Source organism: Streptococcus hillyeri, from assembly GCF_003686955.1.
Classification (GTDB): domain Bacteria; phylum Bacillota; class Bacilli; order Lactobacillales; family Streptococcaceae; genus Streptococcus; species Streptococcus hillyeri.
Genome location: NZ_RCVM01000017.1, coordinates 1 through 21,048, shown reverse-complemented (window position 1 = coordinate 21,048; position 21,048 = coordinate 1). Strand labels below are relative to the sequence as shown.

The following is a 21,048-nucleotide window of genomic DNA, read 5'->3' as shown; positions in this document are numbered from 1 at the left end:
ATAATAGCTTTTATTTCAAGTCTTGATTTTAAGTTTGACAACTTTTCAATATGACAAACTTAATAGCAAAAAAAATAAAAAGGCTTAGATTTTAAACTTAGTCATATTCTTTTTAAATGTGACTTGTTTATCTCCAATGTATATCAATGTTGTTCTTTCTGATGAGTGATTGAATATACCCATCAAATCATTGACACCATTGAATTTCTGGTAGTAGAAGTATCCGAATGTCTTCCTGATTGAGTGAGCAGCAATGTTGTCTATTCCCAAATCTTCAACTGCTTGTTTCAATATCTGGTCAAATCTTTGCCTACTAATCGGATTGTTTTTGCCTTGACGGCTTTTAAAAACAAACTGATTAAGTGGTTTGCCTTTTACGAAAGACCGCATATTTTTCTTGAGATCAGGAGTCATTCTAACTTCACGGATTTTCGTTGTTTTTTTCTCTCTAAGTTTTATATCCCATCCCTGAACATCTCTAACACGAATGTTCAAAATGTCTGTGATTCTGAATCCTGTGTACAGAGCGACTTCAAAAAGTAAGAAGTACATTTCATTCCACTCTCTCAAGTAATCTTCAATCTCATGTACAACATCTCTATCTGTGATTGGATCCATCTTATTCATATAACTTACCTCTTTCCCACAAAGCAAAAAGCCAGCAACAAGGCTGACTTTTGTGACTTCTGTTGAAACAACTCTTCTGTTAAAGATTAAGGATGATTCCCACAAATTGACTGCGTTTTGTTTTCAGAAGTTCATGCTACAATAATAAACCTTATTTTATGAGAAAACAAGATACTTTTTTTCTCATTCTTTGTTATAGCTTTCCTTTCAGTATTGCATACTGTTCTAAAATAATTCTGCGGCGTCTATAAATTGAAGCTCTACTCATAAATTTCTGGTCAGCTATTTCTTCCCATTTTAACCGAGGATATTGCCACCTTAGATTGAAAATTTCCCTATCAGAATCTATAAGGTTGTTCAATAATTTTTCTACAATTCCTTTAAATCCTTCTAAATATTTCAACATTGGATCATCTACGAGTTTGATGGCCATATTTTCGGTTGGTTTGCTGACGCCAGTTGAAGGGCCTGGCTGACTGTCTGGATTTCTGGTTGTTAACTCTTGTCTTCGTAAATCTATTGTACGCTGGATGGTTTGGAAATCTAAAAGTTCTTCGTCCAGCCATTTGAGTTCGTTGTCGCTCAGTCTCTTCAATTGTTACCTCCAAATTTTTGAAAAATTCCACTAATCCATCAAAAATATAAGCAATGGATTTTCCTATTTTCCTAAATGCTATAGTGACAGTATTCCAGACCTCTTCAAGCTGTTCAGGAGTTAGCTGAGCCAATTCTTGAGCTAGTCTTTCTTGCTCACGCTGTAAAGCCTGTTTAGCTTTCTTCTTTCTGATTCGCTTGTTCATATCTGTCTCCATTAAGGTATCCGAACATGTGTTTTGATACTTCTGTAATTGTTACCGCTACAATCAAGAATAGAATGATTGTCAATACTGGATTCTGTGCCATAAATTCATAACCGTTCATTGTTTTGCCCTCCATTTTCTATGTGGTCTGCGATTTTCTGATTTTGCACGAGCAATAGCAGTGCGACACATGTCATCCCAGACTACGATCTTGTCAAATTTAGCAAAAAAGCCTTCAATCGTATCAACTAAACTCTTTCCTTTCAACCTAATTTTTTCAGCCTCAATTAAGATATCGTTAGCTGATGCGTTGATAAGAAATTTGAAAAATGACTCATCAAACTTGATATGCTTACCCTCAATCGCTTTTGTGTCAACGATTTCGGATTTTAATTTTACGATATCACCCTCGCCAGAATAGTCAGCATTTTCCAACTGTAAGTCAAGACATCTGACTTTCAGGCGGTCAACTTCAACTTCTAGCTTTTCAATATCTTTGTAAGCTCGATTGTATAGCTCATCTTCCAAAAATCTGATACGCTCAGCCATCGCCTCCTGAATGATGATTTGGGTTGGTTTAGCCATTATATAAAACCTCCCAATCAAATCCACTATCAATATACCGATATGTTAGCTCAGGATTGATGCCGTTACCTAACTTTTGATAAATCAAATCATATATCCCGTGAGAAAGCTTAGTCCCAAGATATTTATTCAATTTTTCTTGATTCCTGATTAGAAATGATAGATTACGCTTTTGGCTTTTGTATGGCATACCCTTGGAAATATCACGACTGCACCACATCAAGATTTTGGCAATGAGGTCTCTTCGTGACTGTACTCCCTCCAAGCTAAAATAAGTATTCGTTTTTGGGATTATAATCACTTCCATGTTCCTGTTAATATAGGAATCATAGAAAATACTCATGAGCTTTTTTAGCTCTTCAATTACTTCTTCATTCATTTACTCCACCTCGATTCTTATAGCATTTCCTCCTAAAACGGCAACTCCGGCTCATCTGGCAAGTCGTGTTCTGGGTATGGATTTTGTCCATACAAGCTATTATCATTCGCTTCGCGACTACCTTTGCTTTCCAACATTTGGAAGCTGTCAGCAACTACCTCAGTCACATAAACACGCTGACCTTGCTGGTTCTCATAGTTCCTTGTCTGGATTCGTCCAGTAATGCCAATCAAAGCACCTTTCTTTGCCCAGTTTGCTAAGTTCTCAGCTGGCTGATTCCAAATCACACAATTGATAAAATCTGCTTCTCGCTCACCGTTTTGGTTTTTACGATTACGATTAACAGCAAGCGTAAAAGTCGCAACGGCAACATTGCTGGGTGTGTAACGCAGTTCTGCATCTCGGACCATGCGCCCCACAAGTACAACATTATTGATCATTATTTTCTCCTTTCAATCTCTTTTCCAATATTGCTACTGGTAATAGCAAATAAATCAAGCCATACTTAAAACATCTCTCAATCCATCCTAAGATTGTTAATAAGACAAAGCTAATCCATTCAAAAGGGGTTGCTGCCATGTTAAGTAACTTGATGGTTTTAGTGTCTTGATACTGCCTTAAAATATATTGTGCTATTCTTCTTCGCATTTATGACCTCTAAAATCTGGGTGCTCTAACAATTCTGGATTTTCAAAGATATTCCCAACTTTTTCAAAAACTTTGCTGAGGTAAAAACAGACAGGCTCAAACATGCCGTGGTTAAGTACGACAGGTAAAAGCTCGCCAGAATACATCTTGACAATATCACCTTCAAAGATTTCTTGGCCTCGCTTGTCTTTTACACCGCTAAAATGCATAAGCTTTTTTCTCTCAACGGGGTAGTATATGCCTAACTCGTTGGTATATACAATTTCATCTGTTGAGTAATTAATCTTATAAATATCAGTGATTTCTCCGTTATGGAATGCTCTTAGTTTAGTCATTTTCCCCCTCCAAAAGCTCCGGATTCTCGTAGATGTTGCCGATGACTTCAAAGGTGCTCATAACAGGTTCGGGATAGACACCATCTAAGTACAAGTTGAATCCTTGGAAAATTCGGATATCTCCAAAATTTTCTTCGACAGTCTGAGAACCAAAAGAAACCTCAATCTTTTTCCAACCATTCCATAAAACCACATCCCCCTCAAAAATCTCCACGCCATTTTTATCCTTTAGACCTGTTGATTGCATAATGACGAAACGTTCTTGTCTAGCGATTGGGTATCCCCAAGTTTTCTCCCTATCTTCTTTAAAAGGTGATTCTGGTGTATATAGCCCTCCTTCTGAACAAATAAAGAAAATTTCTCCCCATCTGTGTTGCTCTTTATCCCACGCTCTATATCTTGGAGTCATTGTTTACCTCCTGAACTCTCTCAAATCCAACTAAACGGATGTACTTTGGATTTACCAAATTGTCTCCAAAGAGGACTGTATGCCCATTGCTCATCTGTGACCTAATTTTTCTTTGTAATTCGAGTGCTTCGCTGTCAGTATTAACTACAATCTCAACTCTGTGCGTATCAGTCCATAACGTTATTTTTACCATCACTCTTCCTCCACAGGCTTAGCCCACCGCCAAGCCCAGTCAAAATCTTTCTTGATTTCTGATTCTGTGAGTTGGTTCCTTTCTAACTTTTTCCAATTATCTGGACTATAGCAAGTTCCAAGAATGACTCCACCATCATCGGTTTTGTACAAAACCATAGGATACACAATATTAGGATTTGGTACCTCCACTGTATACAACTTCTCTTCCTCGACCTCGTAGCCGTCAAGCCAAGCTCTAGCAAAGGTATTTTGATTGCTGTCTACCCACAAAGACACATCGTTTTTTCTTTGGCCGAGCAAGAAATATGCAGTATATAATGTATCAATATCGCTTTTATTATCCTTAATCCACTCCGCCACAATTTTTGGAATTACGACTTTTTGCGGTTTTGGCAAAACATTTTTTGGATATACAGCAGTCAATTCTGGATTTTCTCCAAAAAAGTTAATTAGCAATCTTCCATCATGTTTGACACCTTCACACTTGCCTTCAACAATAACATATTGTCCTGTTTTGAAATTTTTGTTATTCATTTTCTCCTCCTGGAATTTCATTACTCTCCATCCCTCTCTTTTTGAGATAATCAGGGATTGGGTCGCCGACATGTAAACTCTCGTACTGCTCCTTCGTAACCAAGAACTTGCCGTAAGCCCCAGCTTCGACCGTGTACCTTCCCTCAATGATTTCTTTATCAGTAATTTTGCCAAACATCGCACCGCCTGCGTTGTCCGCTTGGTAAACGATAGGCTGGGTAATCTTAGCTTCTATCTGGTCCATTTTCCATAATACAATCAGGGGAATAGTCAAGATAGAAATAAAAAACAGCATGTCTAAGTATATTTCCCAACTTTTTAAACGGGAATATTTCTTTAACTTCCTTTCCACCCTACACCTCCTCAATCTTCACGTCACAAAGATCATCACGATACTTGTCATCTAGCTTAACCTTAGCAACTTTAGCTTCCACCTCGTAGTCAAAATAGTGCGTCTCCCTGACGCTACCGTCAATCTGACTGTACGCTGTCACTGTCCAAGACATTATTCTCCTCCATATTTTCTCCTAATAAAACTCTGATTGCAGCTGTAAAATAATCACTCGGTTTCTTTTGGTCAAGTAATGTCAGTTTTTTACTAAAACAACTTGGACATTCTGTTTTTCCAAACTCTAATCCATATACATCAAATTTAAAGTTACAGCTATTACATTGAACTGTTGAAAGAATGTTATCTGGTATATCATGTTCTTTCATTTTGCTGTCCTCCTTTCGTCATCAAGTAATAACAATCCCTAGCACCATAATCAATCCTGATGTTCTCTCCGCTCATGCTTTTGACAAAAGTCGGATTTGTGATAGCAGAGCTACTTGCTTGATGTGTCTTTAGTGCTGTAACAGCACTCTGCACCTGCTCAAAACTACCTAGATTATTTTGCGGTAGCCGTTGTAAACAAAGTAAAGCTCAATCATAGTAAGTTCTCCATGTTCTCCTCTATCTGAGCGAGTAAAATCCCAGATAAATCATCTAGCTCTTGTTGATAATCAGCATTATCATTTTTACTAGCTAGATACTCTTTAGCTAGCTTGATTTGTGCGCTTGCGACTCCGATAATCATGATTACCTCCTAAAACAATTTTATTTGTCTTTGATACTGTTCCAATCTCTGCTGAGCTAGATTGAAAATATCTTTATCCCACTCACAACCGACATAGTCAAATCCTAATTCCTCACAAGCGATCAAACTACTAGCTGAACCCACATGAGTATCTAAAATTTTATCTCCTTGTTGAGCATAAGTCTGTAATAACCACAAATACAGATTCACAGGTTTTTGTGTTGGGTGTATTCTAACTTCATTCAGAGATTTGTTTCCTTGTTGAATATGACCTTCGGAAATTGACCTACCTTGCATCATGCCATTCCACATATAACGAAACATTCTCACGCTATCATGAAAACTGCAGTATGCAATCTCACAATCCGAAAAGCTTGACTGGCCATTGACTTTATCCCAAACGATGCGGCCAGAACCAAATGAGTAATCAAAGTAATTAACGCCCCAAATAATTTGATTTTTTGAAACTCTAAAAAGTTCATCAAAGTATTCTTTGTTTGGTACTTCCCACTCAGATGTTTCACCGTACAATCTTTTGACACCGATTGGGCTAACTTTCCGACCATAGTATTTTCTTTTCTCAGGGCCTGAAAAATACGGTGGGTCTACAATTGCAAGGTCGAAATAATCATCTGGATATTGACTCATTACATCAAGACAATCTGCATTGATAAATTCCCTCATAAATACCTCCTATACCTCAACCAGATAATAATTCCCATACGAATGCCTCAGCGCCTTAGCGACCTGTATCGCAGCCGCACGAGAAACGAACTGCATCGCTTTGCTGACGTCGTTAGAAAACGAGACATCTAAACCTGTAACATCAATTTTTATAGATCTAACAAAAACCAGTTGCTCTCTTGAGCCATGCTTAAGCACAAACATCAGTCATCGCCTCCCAAACGAGACAACATGTCTTGCTTCATTTTCTCGAGTCTTTGTTTCTCTTCCTCGGTCGTCTCGTTTTTGTAATCTGGGTTTGACCATTCTGGTGTGCTTTGCGGTGATTTCGTCAAGGATTGATTTGCTTTTTTAGCTTTAAAATCCCTCTGTGCCTGTATGGCTTGTTCAGGAGTCTTGATGCCTTGGTCAATCCAATTGTCTAAAATACGTGCAATATAATTAAACTTGCGCACGTTGTTAGCAACTGCAATCTTGACAGCTTCTAAAAAAAGATCATTGGATACAGATTTGTTATCAAGATAGTCTTTCATCATTTCAAATTCAAAATAAACAAGACCACGTCCAAGATTTGCTTCAACGACATCAATAAATCTTTCAGATTTTTGACTTTCTTCTTCTACTACTATATTATTATCTTTATCTTCTTCTGTATCTATATCTATATCTGTTGCGTTACCATGCGTTACATCTGCGTTAGCTGTAACGTTACATGTAACGTTAGTTTCCGTTACAGTAGCGTTAGTTTCTATCAATTTTTGACGATGTTTTGCCACTCGTTTCCGTGTCTGCTCTCTGATTTTTTCAAGAGCGTCAGCGTTTTGATGCTTCTCCCAATTCGTTATCAAAATCTTATTGTCAATGATTTCAATCATTTCAAATTGTTCAAAAACATTAAGCGCTAGCCTTACGATTTTTAAATCTCGTCTAAAAATTGTAGCTAACATCTCATCAGTATAAGCGATTCTATCGCTCATCATCAAAAATCCGTTAGAGTTCGTCTTGCCAGCAAGCGTTAAAATTTTCAACCAAATAACAAGTAATGACTCGCCTTCTGGCATAGACTCAATCAGCATAATCTTGTCATCATCAAAAATATCCGTTGTAATCTTAATCCATTTGATTTCTGCCATGATTCACCTCTTCAGCAAAAGGACGCTTCTCGATGATTGTGCATTCACGCTGTACCACTTCAAAATCCTTTTCCTTACAAAATCTAAGCAAGATACTAGCAGCCTCGCTAATCTTTAAATCATTCTCATTAGCAAAATCAACAACAAATTCATAAACATCCGGTTCAACTCGAACCACTTTCTCTGCAATATTAGCCATTTTTCTTCCTCATTCCATAATTACTTTTAGACCCTAATTTCTTACGCACATACTCAATATTTTCTTCACTTTCCTCAAAATGATTTTTGCGCAGATGATACCTAACCAACTGCTCAAATTTTTTCAGGATTATGCTCTCTAAAATGATTCAGATGCCACTTTTCGATGCGAAAGAGCAAGTTGATCATGTAATTCAATTCTGTGTTGTGTTCCATGTTCTCCCTCAATCAATAAATCTTTCTTTACCAGTCACAGGGTCAATATCAACACGTCTACCTGTTTCAAAATCAATAAATCCAGTTTTAGCTTTAGGTTGCTTTTTTGCTGGCTCTGACTGCTTATCTTTCAAAGCCTTTGTCAATCTGACATTCATCAGTAGCGACTCAATCAGCGTTACTGATACAATCGTTGCAAGTATAATAATTTGTAAATTGTTCATAATATCTTTGTTCCTCCTAAATAGCTGTTCTTTGCCAATTTTGGTGATACCATTCAATTACAGCGTCACGAGGGTATTTCTCGCGAGCATTTGCAATTCGTGGAAAATCTTTATGTACTAGAAATCTGTTCTCTAATGTCTCAGGAGCAATCCCAAACATTTCGGCACATTCCTTTTTATTAAGCTCTAATGAATACCTTGCTTTTTCGTCGCTAACATGTTGGACAACTAAAAGCATTCTATCCATCAATCCAGCCTGAAATTGATCTAATAGTTGATTCATAAGTTCATCCATGGTAAAATCTCCTTAGGTATATTTGTTAAGCGCATGTTCCCGCATGTGCTTTTTTGTATCCTTTCCTGTGCTATAATATAAGCGGAAAGGAGGTGGTTTTGTGTCAAACATACGCAAACCTGATTACGGTAGGTATATCGACGACCAGATTGATTGCATTATAGAATTGGTTCGTGACCGTCATAAATTTGAACCTGTCCGTGTTCGTGAAGTTCAAGAACATATTCACAACATTCTAAGACATCACGAAGCTGAAGTTTTAGCGAAGTTGGAACATTCTCAAAACGAACATTTTTAAGTTCGCTTACATGCTGTTTAGTAACTTCTTTTGCTGAACTTCTCACTCTTTCAGATAATCCTCTAAAATCTCCCAAATCCAGCAACACCAGTTTCAATAAGTGAATCACATGTAATACCTTCGTTATATCCAATGAAGGTGTTTTTTTATACGGATATCGTTTAGGTCTCATATTTCTCCTTTCTATGCTGTCTCCTCTCCCAATAGCTTCTCAGCAAAGTATAATTGACCTTTTCCAGTGATTTTAGGAGTTTTACTTATACTGATATGTCCATCAGCGTGATTGATTGTTGTCTCTTTAATCTCAAACAACCCCAAATCCATCGCTTTCTGTGTCGGCATGTTCCAGCTGTTACCTTTACGACCAATCAGATAGCCATTTGCACGCAACCAGGCAAACATTCGATTTTGTCCAAAGTCCAAGCCGTTTTGACGCATGAGCTTAGCAAAGTCACCAACTAAAATGGATGTGTGGCTAGCTGACACCGCATCAGCAAAAATGACCTTAGGCTTTTGCTCCTCAATCTTCGCTTCAAGACTGACAATTTTCTTATCGGCAATAAGCAGAGCTCTAGCCATGATTTTTTCTGGACTGTTATAGTCCTTTTCAACTTGGATAAAATACTGACGGACTTCTTTGCCTCTATCCGTTCGTTGGATCATTGCAATCTCTTTTGCCATATCTAGCTTAAGAATGTGGTCTGTCATATCTTGTAACCCTCCAAGGGTGCGACATTTTTGGGTCACCCTTTGGTAGTCTTCATTTTCGGTAAAACCATACTCAGTCATACGACTAAACCACTTCTTGTATTCTGTTTTTACTCCAAGCGCCTCATGTAGTTGTCTTCCTGATACCACAGGCTCTTGGTTGTCGTTTAAATTTACTGTAATAATTTCGTTCATAAAATTCCTTTCTAATTTTGGTATAATGGATAAAAAACACAGAGGTACGTATGTCTCTTTACGAAAGAATCAAAGATTTTTACAATGATTTCTATCAGAAATTACTTGTCGCTTTTATAGCTCTAGCACTACTTTCATTAAATTTTGGTATAATTGTTGAAAGAGAAGAATCTGCGATTTTACCGTTGCTAACGGTAGAATGGAAACAAATTGGAATGATGTCCCTTCTTGTATTCTTTATTAGCTACACTTTCATGTTCTTGATTCATGAGTTTTATAAATTATTTGCTGTCGAGAAAAAAGGAGATTTTAGGTTCAGCACAATTACAGCTATCCTATTTTTTGTTATTCTTTTTATGAGGAATCTCATGGTGATGCTGAATAACACTCAATTTGAACTCATTGTTACATTACTCGGTTTTCCACTCATCACAATATTGCCACTATTATTCAAACGTATCTTTCTGTCTTTTACACCAAAAGTCTCTTCCGCTCTCCCTCATGATGAGGATGCGAGAGATGTAAAGCCCTCTAAGAATCAAAAACACTATAATCGCACTTACCACAGGCTTAGGTAGAGAAATAAACCAAGAGTAGATAAGATCAACAATTTCGTTCATAAAATTCCTTTCTAATTTGGTATAATAAAAATAAAACGATTGGAGAATTTATGGATTTCTTTGAAAAAATCTATCCTTTAGTTGAGAAGTTCAACACTTGGACAAGTCCAATTGCCTTATTTCTCACTATATTTACGTTTGTATTAGCGTTTAATACAAGACGAAAAATCGAAGAAACTAAAGAAATCACTTTGTTTAACAATGATATCGAAGAATATCTAGCAAGACTTGAAGGAGTTAATGTCGTTATCAGTAGCATGGAAGATAGGTATCAGATGGTTCCTGAAAAAGTTATTTTAGAAGTTTCTAGAATAGCGTCCGAAGCAAAGAAACGTTACCCGACATTATCATTCTGGAGACGTGAAATCAGAGGGCCGCTCAAAAAAATAAAGAAACTTCAGAAAAAACAGACTGTTACTCTCATAGAGTTTTTAGACCCCTACAATGAACTTGTTGCACTCTTCTGGACAAGAAAGGAATTTCCAAAATGAAAGAATTTATAGATAATCTCTGTCAATTAACTGTTAAAAAACAGATAACATGGGAAACCATACATCATCTCAATGTCCACGGCGAGCCCTATTCGCAACAATTCCAGCATATACTCCCAGATAAATCATTCTTTACAAACTATGATGGGCGCACACTTATTGTGCTATATGGAGAAGTTAGAGATTTTATTCGTTCAGAAACAGTTAGGCGCTATTTCTTTCAAGAATTAGTGGGTGATGAGATCCAACGCCTTAAAGCTCCTGAATCTGAAGTCATCAAACTCCATACAATAATTACGATTACCTAGAATAAGGTTTTTTCCATCGTCTAATCTCATGATTAAGACAATTATTTTTTTGCAAAAGTTCAAATAAAATAGGCAAATTCAATACAATTACAATAATGCTTAAAATAAAATTAATCATTTTCCATCCTCCTCAATTTTCCTAACGCCAGCACTGTCTCCCACACATCCAGCCCCTCAAGACTATCAATCATCAGTTGACTCAGCTGGTGGTTTTTCTTTTGCCAGTTAGCTATTAGTTTAGCTGCCATTATTAGTCCTCCAAACTCGTCCAGCTCTCATCAATATGCAGAACATCGCAGATTTTATTTTTGAGCTTATCGCTACCTTTACCGTACTTTAGCAACTCTGAGATGGTTGCCTTGGCAACGCCACAAGCACGAGCTAGATGCGTTTGTGTCATCTGTTCTTCGTTCAGCTTATCCTTTACGAGCTGAATCCATTTTTGATTTTGTTGACTCATAGTTTCCTTTCTATTTCAAGTAATGTTTTAATTGCCTTTCTGTGATAAAATATGTCTATCAATGCAGAAAGGAGTAGAATCAATGATCGTAGATCCAGAAAAATTTGCATTAGCAGTTGTTCAATCTTCAGACTCATCTTTGACAGTTGCTGATAAGCTCGGTTTATTTGAAGAAGCTTATCAAGCAGCTGTAACTCGAAATCAACCCATTGTTGATGCTAAGAATAAGAAGAAAGCAGACTCTGTTAAGGCTTTTCTAAACTCTTATTAGAAATAAGGAAATCAATATTGACCAAATACTTTCCTATTTCCAAGTACCCTTTGGCAAGTTCACACCTTGCTAGAGGGTCTTTTTCATTCTCGTAGGCTTGCTCTATGTCCAGAAACATCTTGTTAAGATTGCAATGGAATTCGGTAATTTCATCCATCTTTTTTCTCCTTTTTAAAATTATTAACTAAAAAGTTAGCGAACTTCTTGACAATTAACACCCAATAAGTTAAAATCAAAGCATAGAGAAAAGACCTGCTAAAAAGCTAAGGCTTAATCCTTAAAACCGACGCCAATCAGTTGTTTAGGCTTTATTTTTTACTTGTCTTGTTCGCTAACTCTTTAGCTTACAAAAATATAATACACCTTATTGGATAGAATGTCAATGATTTTCACCCAAAAAGTTGAAATATTTTTGTCATGCCTTAGAAAGGTTGATAAATCAATGTTTCCGACATTTGAAAAAATCAAAGAACTTGCAAAAAAGCAAGGAATTACACTTGTTCAACTAGAGGAAAAACTAGGATACAGTCGAAATACACTTTATAAGTTGAAAAATCAAAAACCTAACGCTGAAAGGATTGCAGAAATCGCAGACTATTTCAATGTCAGCACGGACTACCTACTCGGTAGGACTGAAAATCCTAGAATTGCCGATGATAAAGAAAAATTCTACTTTGAAGGTAAAGAAGTGGATGTTGAGCGATTAGCTGGTACTGCCATGCGATTCAACGGTAAGCCATTAACTGACAAAGATAAGAAAGCCATCCAAGGCATTATTGAAGGCTATTTGCGTAGCTTATAATAAAGTAAAGGAATGATTGTCGATGACAATAAAAGAACTTTCTCAAAAGTTCGAGATTAACATACATATCTTTGAAGAACACGAATTTGAAGATGAGGATGAAGCCTTCTACATTTCCGAATTACGGACAATGTTCGTCAGTAGCAAAATAGCGGAGCAAGACAGAGTAAAAGTCATCCTGCACGAGCTAGGACATGAAGGACACCTACCACATCTCTATCAAATCTTCAGAGAAAAACACGAGTTACAAGCAAACCGCAACATGATCCACCACCTACTCAAAGCAGAGCTAGATGAGTACGGAAGCGAGTGCTTTAACTACATCGCATTTATGGAAAAATACAAACTCAAAACCATCGCAGATGAAACGATGGTCAAAGAAGAGTTTTATAGTTTAGCTGAAATAATTTAAAGGAGTCTTTATGAAAAAATCACTTTTAACTACTATCACCCTCTTATCCGTTATCACACTTGCAGCATGCTCATCATCAAAAAACGAGACAAACAAGTCTAGTGGAACTCAATCTGCTCAAACTGAAACAACTACAACAGCAAAACCTCAGGTTGACAACAGCAAGTATGACGCTATCGTAAATAAGCTCAATACCGAATTGAACCCTGACGGTTCTTCAGATTTTGAAGCTAAAATTGTCAACAACGTTGTGGATAGTGATTTTCCAGAGGGTCACAATGTTATCCAGATTTTACTAAAAGGCGAAGCTAAAAAATCAATGGAAGAAGTTGTCAACGCTATTGATTCGAATACTGCAAACGCTGAGCAAAAAAATACCATTGCGATGCTCCAAATGGTTGTCTCTCAAATGGCAAAAGAATTACCAGACGATACCACAACTATTGATTTAGGATATGAAATATCAGCAGACCAAAATAGAATTATCGCAAAATCATCAAAAATTAAAGATATCATTTCAGTCACTGATATTGTGATGGAGTAAAACAAAAAAGCCTCACACTTCGAACCGAACAAAGTTTAAGCCTGAGAAACATTAGTATCAAAGCTGATGAAAAATTTAAGTAACGAAATCAAGTAGCACTATCTTATTTGACAAAGTAGTCTAATTTTAATAATATATAGTTACTAACCTAGGAAGAACATTCCTAGTGCAAATAACTCGTTGGCACAAGCTGCCACGTAAGAACGGTAACTATTCACTTAGTTGCCGTTTTTTGTGTCTAACTACAAAATAAAAGCCCCACACTCTCCCCGACCAAAGTTTGAGTGTAGGACTAATTCGGATATAGTAATAAACCTGCCATTTCAGTAGGTCTCTTTACTATACCCATTTTACCAAGAAATGAGGTATTTTACAATGGCATTTTATCGAAAACTAGACTCTGGTTGGGAATATCGTATTACTTACCGAGATATCCACGGAAAGAAACGTGAGAAGTCCAAACGTGGTTTTAAAACTAAGAATCTAGCTAAAGCTGCAGCTCAGCAAGCAGAGTTAGAATTGAATACACTTACTGCTGATTTACTGGATATTACAGTCTTAGATTACAATAAACGCTGGGCTGATATCTACAAACGCCCTCATGTGACGCCCAAAACATGGCAAACTTACAAAAAGAATTTTAAACACATAGAAAAATTGTTTGGTGATCGCAAGCTAAAAAGTATCACCCATACCTTTTATCAACAGATTATCAACAGCTTCGGGGAAAAAGTTGCCCAATCGACTTTAGAGAAATTCCATTACCAGATTAAAGGTGCTTGCAAGATGGCGATACGTGATGGGATTATACGTGATAACTTTGCTGAAGGTGCAATAATAAAAGCACAAAAGACTGGTAAGCAAGAATCTGATAAGTTTATGGAAGAAGATGAATACCTTAACTATATCAAAGTATCTTCGAACAAAATTAAGTACGTATCCTATTTTACAACTTATCTCATTGCCGTTACTGGTATGCGTTACGCTGAAGCTGAGGGACTGACACCCGATGACTTCGATTTCCAGGACAACTACATTGATGTCAATAAAACTTTTGACTATTCTATCTCTCAAGACTTCGGACCAACGAAGAATGAACAATCAAAAAGACAACTTCCAGTCTCTCAAAAAACAATGGATATAGTCCGCTACTATTTGAATAACCATTATCAACCTAATGACCTTAATCGTGTCTGCTACGGAGCGTCCAATAATGCCACTAATAAGGTCATAAAAAGAGTGACTGGTAGAAATCTAACCAATCACTCTCTAAGGCACTCCTACGCCTCTTATTTAATCGCCCAGGGCGTGGATTTAATCTCGGTGTCTAAATTGCTAGGTCATGAAAATCTTAACATCACCCTCAAAGTTTATGCTCACCAGATTGAAACACTGAAGAATAAAAACGATGATAGGGTAAAAGAAATTTTTCAAAACTTGAATTTTGACGGGTGAAAAGCGGGTGAAACCCCGTTAAAGCCCATAAAACCAAGGGGATAAAAGGAGAGGAGGGGATTCGAACCCCCGAGCCCCGTTAAGGACTACACGCTTTCCAAGCGTGCGCACTCGGCCACTATGCGACCTCTCCACCTTGGAGAGCTAAGCTCTCCCTTATTATAACATATTCAACAGTATGATCTGAATGATTTATTTCCCAAACACTGCATTTGATGCTTAAAATCTAGCCTCCACGCGGTAAATAACCTGACCTTTATCCGAGAATTTTTTCTCATATTCTGTCATAACATTTCCCTCAAAAGACTCATCAGCATGCAAGTCCAACCAGACCTTATTCAAAACCATACCATACTGAGAGAAACTTGCTAAACTGTATTCAAACAACCCTCTATTATCCGTTTTGAAATGAATTTCTCCATTTTCAGGAAGAATCTGCTTATAAGTGTCCAAGAATGTTTTGTAAGTCAAACGACGTTTTTCATGCTTGGTCTTAGGCCATGGATCAGAAAAGTTTAAATACATCAAACTCACTTCACCATCTTCAAAATAATTCGTCAAACTCGAACCATCAACGCGAAGCAACTTAACGTTTTGAGCACCGCTTTCCAGCACCTTATCCAAAGCATAGCTCAATACGGATAGCTGAATATCAATACCAATATAGTTAATATCTGGATTTTGAAGCGCCATTCCTGTGATAAACCCACCCTTACCAGAACCAACTTCGATATGAATCGGATTATCATTTCCAAAAACTTCATGCCAGCGTCCCTTAGAAGCCTCTGGCGTTAAAATCACATACTGAGAATGATTTTGTAAATGCTCTTCTGCACCCTTACGTTTTCTAACTCTCATAATCTCTTTCTAAAATAAATTCCTAAACTGACGTAATTCATAGATTTCGCGGTTGACATGCTCCATATCATAACCTTCGTAGAATTTTAAAATCTGTGATAAGTAAGACAGCTGCCCGTACCAATAAATCTTCTTTTTAACCAGGTCATTATTTTTATAACCATAGTAGCTCAGCCATTCTGCCCAACGACTATAAGGAATATAATGACTTAAAATATGAGCGACATCATACATACGATCTGTCAACCGTACCGAATCCCAGTCGACCAAATAAACAAGCCCACTTGTCGTAATAACCCAGTTGCTATGACGAACATCACCATGAACAATTGTCGCCAATTCAGGATTAAAATCAGGAAGATTCTTCTTTAACTCCGTTACGATTGACTGCAAATACGTATTTTGACGCAACTGCATTGGAGCATTCCTATCCCAATCTTGTAACAGCTCAAATGGATTTTCAATACTATAATTCAACTGTAACAATTGATTAACTAGGGCTTTTGAACGATGCAACTGTAAAAGAATTTGGGCAATCTGCTTACTATTCATATCTGCTTTATTTAAAAGACGCCCATTTAACCATTCCTGAGCACTCATCATGTCACCACCCGCCGTACGTTTTGCCCATAGCAATTGTGGTGTGATTTGTTCCTTAGCCAAAGCAGCCAAAATTGGTGTCGTATTTAATTTGACAAAAACACGCTCCCCATTAGGATACTCTCCCATGAAAGCCTGCCCACTTTTCCCCATCAATGGTTTTAAGGTTAAGTCTTTATCTGTAGTAATCACCTTAACCCTCCTTTTTACTAGTCATTCCTTATTATTTTACTTGTTTTCAAGCCTCTAGTCAATCATCTTCTTCACTTTATAGCGCAAATATCCCTCGACAAGGGTAATATTTAAACATAATAGCAGGGCAGCATACTTTGGATTACCAGCACAAGCCATTTCCACTACAGTTATCCCATAGATGAGGCGTCTTAAAAACAACAATAAGTTTCGCTTTTTAAGGTTCCCTGCAAGTGGGAAAAATGCTGTCATATACTGATAATCATAATGCTTATATAAAGCTAAAAGCTGAAAGGCTAAGAGATACGTGAAAAGAAAAGCTAGACCTACCGCTAACCAATTCACCTTCACAAAAAGCAAACTTAAAACAGCTAAAACGACGAGTCTAATTGTCAAACCCAGATAATCACCTGACCGCAAAAAAGCCCTCAAGTAAAGATTATGCCATGTCTGCGCTGACTGTTTAGCCACAACGACAGTTAATTTATCCAAATAAGCTCTTCGCTTCACTGCACTTGAAATACCTTTAACCGTCGTAAACAGAGCAAAAAATTTCAAAATAGACTGTTGCCGCTTCTGCTCAGCTACAATAGTAAGTTTCCAATTAAGCCTACCAGTCCCGCTAACAAAGTGATTTAGCTTATACTGAAAGATGAAAAACTTAAGTGTAACTAAAACAGCTACCAGAACAACAAATCCCCAAAGTGGAAAATGCAAGGCCACAAAAATAGGATACAAAACTAGCAAGAAAACAACTTGCAAAGCCCCCCATAGGATAAAAGAGCGTTGAGCTGCTTCTTTAATCCAGTCAACGATTTCACCCTCTTTTGCCAATACAAACACTTGGTCAGCCGGCTCTAAAAAAGTAGCGATAGTTCCTAATGGTAACCCACCTACAATCAAGACGGACAGAACCAAAATAAGTCCTAGAGGTTGAGTTGGAAAATGTTTCAACAACTGGCTATATTGAAATAGCAGAAAGCCAACTAAAAAAAGTAAAACAATAACAAAATGATCATTGAGAACATATTTAAGGTATTTGAGACATCGACTATGAAAAGCCTGTCTACGTTTCACAAACATTTCTTTCATCTCAAACCTCTTTAGTCAGCGCCATATAAATATCATTGAGCGAAGCACTATCATCGCCAAAAGTCTCTCGCAAATCAGATAAAGCTCCTTGAGCCCTAACCTCGCCCTTGTGCAAAATCACAAAACGGTCACACATCTTTTCAGCCGAATCCAAAACATGAGTTGACATCAAAATTGACGTTCCCTTTTTCTTTTCCTCATCCAAAAGGGCTATCAAATCATTGATTGCCAGTGGATCAAGTCCCAAGAATGGCTCATCAACAATCAATAAAGCGGGCTCTACAATAAGAGCACAGATAATCATAACCTTTTGTTTCATCCCCTTAGAAAACTGCGTTGGAAACCAATCCAGTTTATCCGTTAAACGAAACGTTTCAAGCAGAGGCTCTGCTCGTTTTAAAGCAACATCTACAGCAATATCATAAGCCATAGCAATCGTTTCAATATGCTCACGCAGTGTCAACTCCTCATAAAGACTTGGCGTCTCGGGAATAAAACCAAGTTTTTTTCGATACTCAACCAAATTATCTGCCAAGGTCACACCATCAATCGAAATACGCCCCTCATATGGCGTTAACAGACCAATAATCTCATTAATTGTCGTTGACTTACCAGCACCATTAAGACCAATAAGTCCAACCAATTCACCATCTTTAACTTCAAAGTTTAATTTTTTCAATACAGGAAGATTAACGTAGCCCCCTGTCACGTTTTCAAGTTTTAACATTCATTTCTCTCATCTTTTTTGATATAATTGATTATACCAAAAATAGAGACATAAGGGGAAAACAAATGACAGATTGCATTTTTTGTAACATTATTGCTGGAGAAATTCCTTCATGTAAAGTATACGAAGACCAAGAAGTTCTAGCATTTCTAGATATTTCTCAAACAACTCCAGGCCACACTCTCGTCATTCCTAAAGAACATGTTAGAAATATCCTTGATATGTCAGAATCTACTGCAAGTGTCCTATTTTCACGTGTTCCAAAAATTGCCCGTGCCGTCCAAAAAGCTATGGATGCGCCAGCCATGAACATTATCAATAACAATGAACCTATTGCAGGACAAACCGTTTTCCATGCCCATGTTCACCTTGTCCCACGCTACAGCGAAAACGATGGCATTAACATCACATACAGCGTTCATGAACCAGATTTTAATATTTTAGGAAAAATGGCAGAGCAAATAGCCCAAGAGGTCCGAGCATGAAAGCAAAACCTTTTATTATCTCAAGCCTATTAGCAGCAGGCACTGTTCTACTCTTCTCAAAAAAAGAACAAATTCTCACCGAATTAAACAACACTAACGAAAACCTAAACCAATCAAAAGATAGCCTGACAAAAATCAAACAAAGTCTGTCCACCATTCAAGACCAAAAGCTTGTCCTCAAAGATATCACAAAAGACCTAAATTATAAATTCCAAGTCTTTAACAATGACCTGCAAGCCCACCTCAATGAAATACAAACTATCGCAAACAAATATCAAAAAACAGATAGCGAATAACTTTTAATCCGTTCAACCATAAAAAGCCCTTTGATCACTCCTTTTAAAGAATGATTAAAGGGCTTGCTTTTTTTATTGCACAAAACATTTTTAATACTCATCCAAAATCAAAATTAGCAGTTTAAGTAAAATAAAGAAGCAATAAATGGCTTGATTTACCAGAGCTCCTCTCGCCATGGTGGTATTCTTATTAGTGAAACTGTCCAGTGGACAGTTTTAGCCCAAGCTCAGAAATAAAAGAGCGAGGGGAATTGGCTTGATAAGAACGGATTTTTGGGAGAACTACAGAAATTGAAAGTCAATTTCGTAGTAGTTCCCCCGCAAGGATGATTAGGTTGGACGCTGTCTAGTAGTCGACAAGTACAGCCAATCATCTACTGCGAAAAAGAGGCTCAAAAAGTAGCAATGAAACTCCGTAGGAGGTTTTGATGTTGACTTTGTCAACTCTATTTCCCACCTCCAAAGGTCTCCCAGACCTTTGGAGCGTCCGCACCTTTTTAGAAAGAAGCAAAAAAAGTAACTTTTGATTTTTGTTAAGTATAAGTCAAAAAGCTAAGAATATTTCCTCGCTCATACTGAAATGCAAACAGAAAACCTTGCCAAAAATAACTTGAAAATAAGCTAATTTATAAGGTAACAATTTTCTCTTCACAACACCATTCGGTTATCGTTTTTCATGCAGCTCCAAACTTCCCCTACAAAGAATTTCGTCTCCTTTAGGGTATTATAATCACGGTCACCCTCTACAGTTGACAAAGAGCCACAAAGAACCTTCCCCTTTAAAAATAAAAAAAAAAACTAAAGTTATAAATAACCTTAGCTTTTTATTAAGATAGTCCGTACGGGATTCGAACCCGTGTTACCGCCGTGAAAAGGCGGTGTCTTAACCCCTTGACCAACGGACCATATTTAAAGACAATGGGCACGAGTGGACTCGAACCACCGACCTCACGCTTATCAGGCGTGCGCTCTAACCACCTGAGCTACGCGCCCAAGCTAATGCTTGGTTTATTTATTTCTAAATAAAGCGGGTGACGAGAATCGAACTCGCGACAACAGCTTGGAAGGCTGTAGTTTTACCACTAAACTACACCCGCTAAATGGCGCGAGACGGAATCGAACCGCCGACACATGGAGCTTCAATCCATTGCTCTACCAACTGAGCTACCGAGCCTAATTAATCTATATTGCGGGAGCAGGATTTGAACCTACGACCTTCGGGTTATGAGCCCGACGAGCTACCTAGCTGCTCCATCCCGCGTTAACAATAAAAAGGAGGATGTGGGATTCGAACCCACGCACGCTTTTACACGCCTGACGGTTTTCAAGACCGTTCCCTTCAGCCGGACTTGGGTAATCCTCCAAAATAACATATATATGGACCTTGTAGGACTCGAACCTACGACCGCTCGGTTATGAGCCGAGTGCTCTAACCAGTTGAGCTAAAGGTCCAAAGTCATCCATATTAAAATTAAAAATAGCGGCGAAGGGGATCGAACCCCCGACCTCCCGGGTATGAACCGGACGCTCTAGCCAGCTGAGCTACACCGCCATATTTTCATCGGGAAGACAGGATTCGAACCTGCGACCCCTTGGTCCCAAACCAAGTACTCTACCAAGCTGAGCTACTTCCCGAAATGCACCCTAGAGGAGTCGAACCTCTAACCGCCTGATTCGTAGTCAGGTACTCTATCCAATTGAGCTAAGGGTGCTCTATTAAATTTTGATGCCGAGGACCGGAATCGAACCGGTACGAAGGTTACCCTTCGCAGGATTTTAAGTCCTGTGCGTCTGCCAGTTCCGCCACCCCGGCGCCTCAAGCGAATGACGGGATTCGAACCCGCGACCCCCACCTTGGCAAGGTGGTGTTCTACCACTGAACTACATTCGCAT

36 protein-coding genes, 13 tRNA genes and 1 pseudogene are annotated in these 21,048 nt (G+C 37.9%); 11 read left to right on the top strand and 39 right to left on the bottom strand.

The genetic code is table 11. The features are described from left to right. Positions 1-84: 84 nt before the first annotated feature. The 18 genes and pseudogenes from EAF07_RS08160 to EAF07_RS08070 form a co-directional block, all read right to left on the bottom strand. Positions 85-627, bottom strand: a complete 543-nt coding sequence (locus tag EAF07_RS08160) for a tyrosine-type recombinase/integrase (protein ID WP_121836072.1) — start codon at positions 625-627, stop codon at positions 85-87. 193 nt (positions 628-820) lie between these two features. Further along, entirely contained in the window at positions 821-1,222 is a 402-nt protein-coding gene (locus EAF07_RS08155) for a transcriptional regulator (protein WP_121836071.1), read from the bottom strand. 173 nt (positions 1,223-1,395) lie between these two features. Continuing rightward, the gene (locus EAF07_RS10655) at positions 1,396-1,548 is read right to left on the bottom strand and encodes a hypothetical protein (RefSeq protein WP_183121682.1); all 153 of its coding nucleotides are present in this window, start codon (positions 1,546-1,548) and stop codon (positions 1,396-1,398) included. Beyond that, on the bottom strand, positions 1,545-2,012 hold the full coding sequence (locus tag EAF07_RS08150) for a hypothetical protein (protein ID WP_121836070.1): 468 nt from the start codon (positions 2,010-2,012) through the stop codon (positions 1,545-1,547). The genes EAF07_RS10655 and EAF07_RS08150 overlap by 4 nt, the downstream gene beginning before the upstream one ends. Continuing rightward, positions 2,005-2,391: a hypothetical protein gene (locus tag EAF07_RS08145; protein ID WP_121836069.1), complete on the bottom strand. Its 387-nt coding sequence runs from the start codon at positions 2,389-2,391 to the stop codon at positions 2,005-2,007. Before EAF07_RS08145 ends, EAF07_RS08150 begins: the two co-directional genes overlap by 8 nt. A 74-nt stretch (positions 2,392-2,465) precedes the next feature. Then, positions 2,466-2,831: pseudogene (gene ssb, locus EAF07_RS08140) on the bottom strand (single-stranded DNA-binding protein); the annotation flags it as partial. Between the two features lie 192 nt (positions 2,832-3,023). Further along, the gene (locus EAF07_RS08130) at positions 3,024-3,374 is read right to left on the bottom strand and encodes a YopX family protein (RefSeq protein WP_121836067.1); all 351 of its coding nucleotides are present in this window, start codon (positions 3,372-3,374) and stop codon (positions 3,024-3,026) included. Continuing rightward, positions 3,367-3,783 carry a YopX family protein gene (locus EAF07_RS08125; protein WP_121836066.1) on the bottom strand — a complete coding sequence of 139 codons (417 nt, stop codon included), beginning with the start codon at positions 3,781-3,783 and terminating at the stop codon, positions 3,367-3,369. Before EAF07_RS08125 ends, EAF07_RS08130 begins: the two co-directional genes overlap by 8 nt. Before the next feature lie 192 nt (positions 3,784-3,975). After that, entirely contained in the window at positions 3,976-4,512 is a 537-nt protein-coding gene (locus tag EAF07_RS08115; RefSeq protein WP_245962714.1) for a DUF1642 domain-containing protein, read from the bottom strand. Next, a complete protein-coding gene (locus EAF07_RS08110; protein WP_281272444.1) occupies positions 4,505-4,864 on the bottom strand; it encodes a DUF1372 family protein in 360 nt (119 codons plus the stop codon). The genes EAF07_RS08115 and EAF07_RS08110 overlap by 8 nt, the downstream gene beginning before the upstream one ends. Position 4,865: 1 nt before the next feature. Next, entirely contained in the window at positions 4,866-5,018 is a 153-nt protein-coding gene (locus EAF07_RS10650) for a hypothetical protein (protein WP_183121680.1), read from the bottom strand. Then, complete coding sequence (locus EAF07_RS08105) at positions 4,984-5,229, bottom strand: hypothetical protein (RefSeq protein ID WP_121836063.1); 246 nt, start codon at positions 5,227-5,229, stop codon at positions 4,984-4,986. The genes EAF07_RS10650 and EAF07_RS08105 overlap by 35 nt, the downstream gene beginning before the upstream one ends. A gap of 212 nt (positions 5,230-5,441) precedes the next feature. Then, positions 5,442-5,591: a hypothetical protein gene (locus EAF07_RS10645; RefSeq protein ID WP_183121679.1), complete on the bottom strand. Its 150-nt coding sequence runs from the start codon at positions 5,589-5,591 to the stop codon at positions 5,442-5,444. A gap of 9 nt (positions 5,592-5,600) precedes the next feature. After that, positions 5,601-6,275, bottom strand: coding sequence for a DNA methyltransferase (locus tag EAF07_RS08095; RefSeq protein WP_121836062.1), 675 nt, complete (start codon positions 6,273-6,275; stop codon positions 5,601-5,603). A 203-nt stretch (positions 6,276-6,478) separates the two neighbouring features. Further along, entirely contained in the window at positions 6,479-7,408 is a 930-nt protein-coding gene (locus EAF07_RS08085) for a phage replisome organizer N-terminal domain-containing protein (RefSeq protein WP_121836060.1), read from the bottom strand. Continuing rightward, the gene (locus EAF07_RS08080) at positions 7,386-7,607 is read right to left on the bottom strand and encodes a hypothetical protein (RefSeq protein ID WP_121836059.1); all 222 of its coding nucleotides are present in this window, start codon (positions 7,605-7,607) and stop codon (positions 7,386-7,388) included. Before EAF07_RS08080 ends, EAF07_RS08085 begins: the two co-directional genes overlap by 23 nt. Positions 7,608-7,830: 223 nt before the next feature. Beyond that, positions 7,831-8,046: a hypothetical protein gene (locus tag EAF07_RS08075; protein ID WP_121836058.1), complete on the bottom strand. Its 216-nt coding sequence runs from the start codon at positions 8,044-8,046 to the stop codon at positions 7,831-7,833. Between the two features lie 16 nt (positions 8,047-8,062). Then, a complete protein-coding gene (locus tag EAF07_RS08070) occupies positions 8,063-8,341 on the bottom strand; it encodes a DNA-binding protein (RefSeq protein ID WP_121836057.1) in 279 nt (92 codons plus the stop codon). 100 nt (positions 8,342-8,441) lie between these two features. Here EAF07_RS08070 and EAF07_RS08065 point away from each other — a divergent pair, with 100 nt between their 5' ends. After that, positions 8,442-8,639, top strand: coding sequence for a hypothetical protein (locus EAF07_RS08065; RefSeq protein WP_238386323.1), 198 nt, complete (start codon positions 8,442-8,444; stop codon positions 8,637-8,639). Positions 8,640-8,822: 183 nt separating this feature from the next. Here the strand turns inward: EAF07_RS08065 and EAF07_RS08060 are convergent, their stop codons facing one another. Further along, positions 8,823-9,542: a phage antirepressor KilAC domain-containing protein gene (locus EAF07_RS08060; RefSeq protein WP_121836056.1), complete on the bottom strand. Its 720-nt coding sequence runs from the start codon at positions 9,540-9,542 to the stop codon at positions 8,823-8,825. A 50-nt stretch (positions 9,543-9,592) separates the two neighbouring features. Between EAF07_RS08060 and EAF07_RS08055 the strand changes: the two genes are divergently transcribed. The 3 genes from EAF07_RS08055 (at position 9,593) to EAF07_RS08045 (ending at position 10,961) form a co-directional block, all read left to right on the top strand. Further along, positions 9,593-10,120, top strand: a complete 528-nt coding sequence (locus tag EAF07_RS08055) for a hypothetical protein (protein WP_121836055.1) — start codon at positions 9,593-9,595, stop codon at positions 10,118-10,120. Between the two features lie 92 nt (positions 10,121-10,212). Further along, positions 10,213-10,653: a hypothetical protein gene (locus tag EAF07_RS08050; protein WP_121836054.1), complete on the top strand. Its 441-nt coding sequence runs from the start codon at positions 10,213-10,215 to the stop codon at positions 10,651-10,653. Next, positions 10,650-10,961, top strand: coding sequence for a hypothetical protein (locus tag EAF07_RS08045; RefSeq protein WP_121836053.1), 312 nt, complete (start codon positions 10,650-10,652; stop codon positions 10,959-10,961). The genes EAF07_RS08050 and EAF07_RS08045 overlap by 4 nt, the downstream gene beginning before the upstream one ends. A 110-nt stretch (positions 10,962-11,071) precedes the next feature. Here the strand turns inward: EAF07_RS08045 and EAF07_RS10640 are convergent, their stop codons facing one another. Beyond that, complete coding sequence (locus tag EAF07_RS10640) at positions 11,072-11,209, bottom strand: hypothetical protein (RefSeq protein WP_183121678.1); 138 nt, start codon at positions 11,207-11,209, stop codon at positions 11,072-11,074. Between the two features lie 2 nt (positions 11,210-11,211). Next, positions 11,212-11,421, bottom strand: coding sequence for a helix-turn-helix domain-containing protein (locus EAF07_RS08040; RefSeq protein WP_121836052.1), 210 nt, complete (start codon positions 11,419-11,421; stop codon positions 11,212-11,214). A gap of 82 nt (positions 11,422-11,503) precedes the next feature. On the opposite strand from EAF07_RS08040, the gene EAF07_RS08035 reads away from it, so the two are divergent. Continuing rightward, positions 11,504-11,692, top strand: a complete 189-nt coding sequence (locus tag EAF07_RS08035; RefSeq protein WP_121836051.1) for a hypothetical protein — start codon at positions 11,504-11,506, stop codon at positions 11,690-11,692. Here EAF07_RS08035 and EAF07_RS08030 read toward each other — a convergent pair. Beyond that, positions 11,667-11,849, bottom strand: coding sequence for a hypothetical protein (locus EAF07_RS08030; RefSeq protein WP_121836050.1), 183 nt, complete (start codon positions 11,847-11,849; stop codon positions 11,667-11,669). The genes EAF07_RS08035 and EAF07_RS08030 overlap by 26 nt on opposite strands. Before the next feature lie 285 nt (positions 11,850-12,134). On the opposite strand from EAF07_RS08030, the gene EAF07_RS08025 reads away from it, so the two are divergent. From EAF07_RS08025 to EAF07_RS08010, 4 genes are all read left to right on the top strand, one after another. Then, entirely contained in the window at positions 12,135-12,494 is a 360-nt protein-coding gene (locus tag EAF07_RS08025; RefSeq protein ID WP_121836093.1) for a helix-turn-helix domain-containing protein, read from the top strand. 22 nt (positions 12,495-12,516) lie between these two features. Then, entirely contained in the window at positions 12,517-12,906 is a 390-nt protein-coding gene (locus EAF07_RS08020; protein ID WP_121836049.1) for an ImmA/IrrE family metallo-endopeptidase, read from the top strand. A 10-nt stretch (positions 12,907-12,916) separates the two neighbouring features. Then, the gene (locus tag EAF07_RS08015) at positions 12,917-13,450 is read left to right on the top strand and encodes a hypothetical protein (RefSeq protein ID WP_121836048.1); all 534 of its coding nucleotides are present in this window, start codon (positions 12,917-12,919) and stop codon (positions 13,448-13,450) included. A 375-nt stretch (positions 13,451-13,825) separates the two neighbouring features. After that, a complete protein-coding gene (locus EAF07_RS08010) occupies positions 13,826-14,905 on the top strand; it encodes a tyrosine-type recombinase/integrase (protein ID WP_121836047.1) in 1,080 nt (359 codons plus the stop codon). Between the two features lie 46 nt (positions 14,906-14,951). Here EAF07_RS08010 and EAF07_RS08005 read toward each other — a convergent pair. The 5 genes from EAF07_RS08005 to EAF07_RS07985 form a co-directional block, all read right to left on the bottom strand. After that, positions 14,952-15,038, bottom strand: a tRNA-Ser gene (locus tag EAF07_RS08005). 86 nt (positions 15,039-15,124) lie between these two features. Next, positions 15,125-15,763, bottom strand: a complete 639-nt coding sequence (gene trmB, locus EAF07_RS08000) for a tRNA (guanosine(46)-N7)-methyltransferase TrmB (RefSeq protein WP_121836046.1) — start codon at positions 15,761-15,763, stop codon at positions 15,125-15,127. 9 nt (positions 15,764-15,772) lie between these two features. Beyond that, positions 15,773-16,555 carry a cell cycle regulator CcrZ gene (gene ccrZ / locus EAF07_RS07995; RefSeq protein ID WP_121836045.1) on the bottom strand — a complete coding sequence of 261 codons (783 nt, stop codon included), beginning with the start codon at positions 16,553-16,555 and terminating at the stop codon, positions 15,773-15,775. 54 nt (positions 16,556-16,609) lie between these two features. Next, on the bottom strand, positions 16,610-17,647 hold the full coding sequence (locus tag EAF07_RS07990) for an ABC transporter permease (RefSeq protein WP_121836044.1): 1,038 nt from the start codon (positions 17,645-17,647) through the stop codon (positions 16,610-16,612). A 1-nt stretch (position 17,648) separates the two neighbouring features. Beyond that, positions 17,649-18,374, bottom strand: coding sequence for an ABC transporter ATP-binding protein (locus EAF07_RS07985; RefSeq protein WP_121836043.1), 726 nt, complete (start codon positions 18,372-18,374; stop codon positions 17,649-17,651). A 65-nt stretch (positions 18,375-18,439) separates the two neighbouring features. Here EAF07_RS07985 and EAF07_RS07980 point away from each other — a divergent pair, with 65 nt between their 5' ends. Together EAF07_RS07980 and EAF07_RS07975 are read left to right on the top strand one after the other, a co-directional pair. Beyond that, on the top strand, positions 18,440-18,859 hold the full coding sequence (locus EAF07_RS07980) for an HIT family protein (RefSeq protein ID WP_121836042.1): 420 nt from the start codon (positions 18,440-18,442) through the stop codon (positions 18,857-18,859). After that, positions 18,856-19,155 carry a hypothetical protein gene (locus tag EAF07_RS07975; RefSeq protein ID WP_121836041.1) on the top strand — a complete coding sequence of 100 codons (300 nt, stop codon included), beginning with the start codon at positions 18,856-18,858 and terminating at the stop codon, positions 19,153-19,155. The genes EAF07_RS07980 and EAF07_RS07975 overlap by 4 nt, the downstream gene beginning before the upstream one ends. Before the next feature lie 833 nt (positions 19,156-19,988). On the opposite strand, the gene EAF07_RS07970 is transcribed toward EAF07_RS07975, so the two are convergent. The 12 genes from EAF07_RS07970 to EAF07_RS07915 all read right to left on the bottom strand — a co-directional run bounded on the left by EAF07_RS07970 (position 19,989) and on the right by EAF07_RS07915 (position 21,046). Beyond that, a tRNA-Glu gene (locus EAF07_RS07970) sits at positions 19,989-20,060 on the bottom strand. A gap of 14 nt (positions 20,061-20,074) precedes the next feature. After that, positions 20,075-20,148, bottom strand: a tRNA-Ile gene (locus EAF07_RS07965). A 33-nt stretch (positions 20,149-20,181) separates the two neighbouring features. Further along, a tRNA-Gly gene (locus EAF07_RS07960) sits at positions 20,182-20,252 on the bottom strand. 4 nt (positions 20,253-20,256) lie between these two features. Beyond that, a tRNA-Phe gene (locus tag EAF07_RS07955) sits at positions 20,257-20,329 on the bottom strand. Between the two features lie 13 nt (positions 20,330-20,342). Then, positions 20,343-20,416: transfer RNA gene (locus EAF07_RS07950), tRNA-Met, on the bottom strand. A gap of 12 nt (positions 20,417-20,428) precedes the next feature. Continuing rightward, positions 20,429-20,518, bottom strand: a tRNA-Ser gene (locus EAF07_RS07945). Positions 20,519-20,533: 15 nt separating this feature from the next. Next, positions 20,534-20,607, bottom strand: a tRNA-Ile gene (locus EAF07_RS07940). 26 nt (positions 20,608-20,633) lie between these two features. Beyond that, positions 20,634-20,707 (bottom strand) — tRNA-Met (locus EAF07_RS07935). Between the two features lie 9 nt (positions 20,708-20,716). Then, positions 20,717-20,790: transfer RNA gene (locus tag EAF07_RS07930), tRNA-Pro, on the bottom strand. A 3-nt stretch (positions 20,791-20,793) separates the two neighbouring features. Then, positions 20,794-20,867, bottom strand: a tRNA-Arg gene (locus EAF07_RS07925). Positions 20,868-20,882: 15 nt separating this feature from the next. After that, positions 20,883-20,968, bottom strand: a tRNA-Leu gene (locus EAF07_RS07920). Positions 20,969-20,974: 6 nt separating this feature from the next. Next, a tRNA-Gly gene (locus EAF07_RS07915) sits at positions 20,975-21,046 on the bottom strand. Positions 21,047-21,048 lie beyond the last annotated feature (2 nt).

Bases quoted from the DNA above. Each gene is read 5' to 3' on its own strand.
- EAF07_RS08060 (WP_121836056.1), bottom strand. From the start codon at position 9,542: ATGAACGAAATTATTACAGTAAATTTAAACGACAACCAAGAGCCTGTG.
- EAF07_RS10645 (WP_183121679.1), bottom strand. From the start codon at position 5,591: ATGATTATCGGAGTCGCAAGCGCACAAATCAAGCTAGCTAAAGAGTAT.
- EAF07_RS08040 (WP_121836052.1), bottom strand. From the start codon at position 11,421: ATGAGTCAACAAAATCAAAAATGGATTCAGCTCGTAAAGGATAAGCTG.
- EAF07_RS08045 (WP_121836053.1), top strand. From the start codon at position 10,650: ATGAAAGAATTTATAGATAATCTCTGTCAATTAACTGTTAAAAAACAG.
- EAF07_RS07990 (WP_121836044.1), bottom strand. From the start codon at position 17,647: ATGAAAGAAATGTTTGTGAAACGTAGACAGGCTTTTCATAGTCGATGT.
- EAF07_RS08085 (WP_121836060.1), bottom strand. From the start codon at position 7,408: ATGGCAGAAATCAAATGGATTAAGATTACAACGGATATTTTTGATGAT.
- EAF07_RS07980 (WP_121836042.1), top strand. From the start codon at position 18,440: ATGACAGATTGCATTTTTTGTAACATTATTGCTGGAGAAATTCCTTCA.
- EAF07_RS08010 (WP_121836047.1), top strand. From the start codon at position 13,826: ATGGCATTTTATCGAAAACTAGACTCTGGTTGGGAATATCGTATTACT.
- EAF07_RS08035 (WP_121836051.1), top strand. From the start codon at position 11,504: ATGATCGTAGATCCAGAAAAATTTGCATTAGCAGTTGTTCAATCTTCA.
- EAF07_RS08080 (WP_121836059.1), bottom strand. From the start codon at position 7,607: ATGGCTAATATTGCAGAGAAAGTGGTTCGAGTTGAACCGGATGTTTAT.
- EAF07_RS08130 (WP_121836067.1), bottom strand. From the start codon at position 3,374: ATGACTAAACTAAGAGCATTCCATAACGGAGAAATCACTGATATTTAT.
- EAF07_RS10640 (WP_183121678.1), bottom strand. From the start codon at position 11,209: ATGGCAGCTAAACTAATAGCTAACTGGCAAAAGAAAAACCACCAGCTG.
- EAF07_RS08050 (WP_121836054.1), top strand. From the start codon at position 10,213: ATGGATTTCTTTGAAAAAATCTATCCTTTAGTTGAGAAGTTCAACACT.
- EAF07_RS08150 (WP_121836070.1), bottom strand. From the start codon at position 2,012: ATGGCTAAACCAACCCAAATCATCATTCAGGAGGCGATGGCTGAGCGT.
- EAF07_RS08125 (WP_121836066.1), bottom strand. From the start codon at position 3,783: ATGACTCCAAGATATAGAGCGTGGGATAAAGAGCAACACAGATGGGGA.
- EAF07_RS08055 (WP_121836055.1), top strand. From the start codon at position 9,593: ATGTCTCTTTACGAAAGAATCAAAGATTTTTACAATGATTTCTATCAG.
- EAF07_RS08070 (WP_121836057.1), bottom strand. From the start codon at position 8,341: ATGGATGAACTTATGAATCAACTATTAGATCAATTTCAGGCTGGATTG.
- EAF07_RS10655 (WP_183121682.1), bottom strand. From the start codon at position 1,548: ATGAACGGTTATGAATTTATGGCACAGAATCCAGTATTGACAATCATT.
- EAF07_RS08025 (WP_121836093.1), top strand. From the start codon at position 12,135: ATGTTTCCGACATTTGAAAAAATCAAAGAACTTGCAAAAAAGCAAGGA.
- EAF07_RS08030 (WP_121836050.1), bottom strand. From the start codon at position 11,849: ATGGATGAAATTACCGAATTCCATTGCAATCTTAACAAGATGTTTCTG.
- EAF07_RS07975 (WP_121836041.1), top strand. From the start codon at position 18,856: ATGAAAGCAAAACCTTTTATTATCTCAAGCCTATTAGCAGCAGGCACT.
- trmB (WP_121836046.1), bottom strand. From the start codon at position 15,763: ATGAGAGTTAGAAAACGTAAGGGTGCAGAAGAGCATTTACAAAATCAT.
- EAF07_RS08020 (WP_121836049.1), top strand. From the start codon at position 12,517: ATGACAATAAAAGAACTTTCTCAAAAGTTCGAGATTAACATACATATC.
- EAF07_RS08145 (WP_121836069.1), bottom strand. From the start codon at position 2,391: ATGAATGAAGAAGTAATTGAAGAGCTAAAAAAGCTCATGAGTATTTTC.
- EAF07_RS10650 (WP_183121680.1), bottom strand. From the start codon at position 5,018: ATGTCTTGGACAGTGACAGCGTACAGTCAGATTGACGGTAGCGTCAGG.
- EAF07_RS08095 (WP_121836062.1), bottom strand. From the start codon at position 6,275: ATGAGGGAATTTATCAATGCAGATTGTCTTGATGTAATGAGTCAATAT.
- EAF07_RS08105 (WP_121836063.1), bottom strand. From the start codon at position 5,229: ATGAAAGAACATGATATACCAGATAACATTCTTTCAACAGTTCAATGT.
- EAF07_RS08160 (WP_121836072.1), bottom strand. From the start codon at position 627: ATGAATAAGATGGATCCAATCACAGATAGAGATGTTGTACATGAGATT.
- EAF07_RS08115 (WP_245962714.1), bottom strand. From the start codon at position 4,512: ATGAATAACAAAAATTTCAAAACAGGACAATATGTTATTGTTGAAGGC.
- EAF07_RS08075 (WP_121836058.1), bottom strand. From the start codon at position 8,046: ATGAACAATTTACAAATTATTATACTTGCAACGATTGTATCAGTAACG.
- EAF07_RS07985 (WP_121836043.1), bottom strand. From the start codon at position 18,374: ATGTTAAAACTTGAAAACGTGACAGGGGGCTACGTTAATCTTCCTGTA.
- EAF07_RS08015 (WP_121836048.1), top strand. From the start codon at position 12,917: ATGAAAAAATCACTTTTAACTACTATCACCCTCTTATCCGTTATCACA.